We start from the raw sequence: 2,257 nt of genomic DNA, 5'->3' as shown, positions 1-2,257 counted from the left end.
AACATCGGTCATACGCAGGCTGCGGCGGGTGTGGCGGGTGTGATCAAGATGGTGATGGCGATGCGGGCGGGTGTGCTGCCGCGCACTCTGCACGTGGACGCACCCTCCAGCCACGTCGACTGGACGACGGGCTCCATCAACCTGCTCGCGCACAAAACGAGTTGGCCGGAGGTAGACCGGCCCTGGCGGGCGGGTGTCTCCTCGTTCGGTCTCAGCGGCACCAACGCGCACATCGTTCTGGAGCAGGCGGCCGAGGCGTCGATCGAGACGGGCCGGCCGTCCGAAGTGCCCGCCGAACCTGCCGGGGCGACGATCGTGACGCCGCAGGTGGTGTCCGGCAGGTCGCAGGCCGCGTTGGACGCGCAGCTGGAGCGGTTGTCGGGGGTGGCGGGGTCCGCGCTCGACGTGGGTTTCTCGCTGGCGGTCTCGCGGGCGCGTTTCGCGCACCGTGCGGTGCTGGTGGACGGTGTCGAGGTCGCACGCGGACTGGCCCGTGAACGGTCCCTCGCCGTGCTGTTCTCCGGGCAGGGCTCGCAACGGCTGGGAATGGGTCGGGAGTTGTACGTCCGCTTCCCGGTGTTCGCGGCGGCCTTCGACGCGGTGTGTGCCGAGTGGGACGCACCGGTCCGGGACATGCTGTGGGGCCAGGACGTCGATGCGCTGAACAGCACCGCGTATGCCCAGACCGGCCTGTTCGCGGTGGAAGTGGCGTTGTTCCGGCTCGTCGAGTCGCTGGGTGTCCGGCCGGACTTCGTGGCCGGTCATTCGGTGGGTGAGATCACGGCCGCCTATGTGGCGGGGGTGCTGTCGCTCGCCGACGCGTGCACGCTGGTGGCGGCGCGCGGCCGACTGATGCAGGCACTGCCCGAGGGCGGAGCCATGCTCGCGGTACAGGCCACCGAAGACGAAGTGCGGCCGCTGCTCGACGAGTTCGTAGCCGTCGCGGCCGTCAACGGCCCCACCTCGCTGGTCGTGTCCGGTACGGAGGACGCCGTCGTGACGATCGACGCGCACTTCCGGGGGCTGGGCCGGAAGACCTCCCGGCTCAGGGTCTCGCACGCGTTCCACTCGCCTTTGATGGACCCGATGCTGGCGGAGTTCCGTGCGGTGGTCGCGGGCCTGACGTTCTCGGCTCCGGCGATACCGATGGCCACCGAGAGCGCGATGGTGTGCGACCCGGAGTACTGGGTGCGGCATGTCCGGGAGACCGTACGGTTCGCCGACGACGTACGAGCACTGCACGCGGCCGGAGCCACGGCCTTCGCCGAGCTCGGCCCGGACGGAGTACTGACCGCCCTCACCCGCGAGATCCTGGACGCCGATGACCCGGCGGACGTCGTGTGCGCACCGGTGCTGCGCGACGGCCGGGATGAAGAGGGCACCCTGATCGACGGGCTGGCGCGGCTCCACTGCGCGGGCGTGGGAGTCGACTGGGCACGGCTGTACGACGACAGCGGCGCCCGCCGGGTGGACCTGCCCACATACGCCTTCCAGCGTGAGCGGTACTGGCCGGTTCCGGCCGTCCGCACGGGCGACGTCGCGGGCGCGGGCCTCGCCCCGACCGGGCACGCCCTTTTGGGTGCGGCCGTCACCCCGGCGGACTCCGGCGGGAGCATGCTGCTCTCCGGCCGGCTGACGCTGGCCGCTTTGCCGTGGCTCGCGGACGGCTCAGACGGCGGACCCGTGACCTTCCCGAGCGAGGGCCTGCTGGAGATGGTGCTGCGGGCCGGTGAACAGGCCGAGTGCGAGCACGTCGGTGAACTCACCCTCACCGAGATGCCGCTCGTCCTGCCCGTGACGGGCGCCGTGGTCGTCCAGGTGACGGTCGGCGCTCCGGACGAGACCGGCGCCCGCACAGTCGCCTGCTACTCGCATCCCGAGGAGATGCCCGACGGGCCTTGGGTCTGCCACGCCAGTGGACGGCTGCACCCCAAGGGGACTGTGCTGACCCTGACCGGCGACGAGACCACCATCGAGGCTTCCCTGCCGAGCCGCAGCGAGGACCTGGAGTTCTACGGTCTGCATCCGGCCTTGTTGGCGGAAGTGGTGCGGGAGGTGGTGGGGGAGCGGGAGTTGGTGCCTGTTTCCTGGCGTGGGGTGTCGTTGCATGCGGCGGGTGCTTCGGTGGTGCGGGCTCGGATCGTGACGAATGGCCAGGGCGTGCTGGCGGCTGAGCTGGTGGATGCTGCGGGTGAGCCGGTGCTGAGCGTCGGCGAGCTGGTGCTGGGGGCTCCGGCGGAGGATTCGGCGGCTCCTG

General features: G+C 71.0%; 1 protein-coding gene. It reads left to right on the top strand.

The features are described 5' to 3' along the window. Nucleotides 1-39: 39 nt before the first annotated feature. Nucleotides 40-2,257 (top strand): acyltransferase domain-containing protein (locus tag IE269_RS42595; RefSeq protein ID WP_318299710.1); only part of this gene is annotated, 2,218 nt, incomplete at its 3' end.

This window comes from Streptomyces spiroverticillatus, from assembly GCA_014650415.1.
Taxonomy (GTDB): Bacteria; Actinomycetota; Actinomycetes; order Streptomycetales; family Streptomycetaceae; genus Streptomyces; species Streptomyces spiroverticillatus.
The sequence above is the reverse complement of the archived record's forward strand: the minus strand, read 5'-3'. Positions and strand labels throughout refer to the sequence as shown.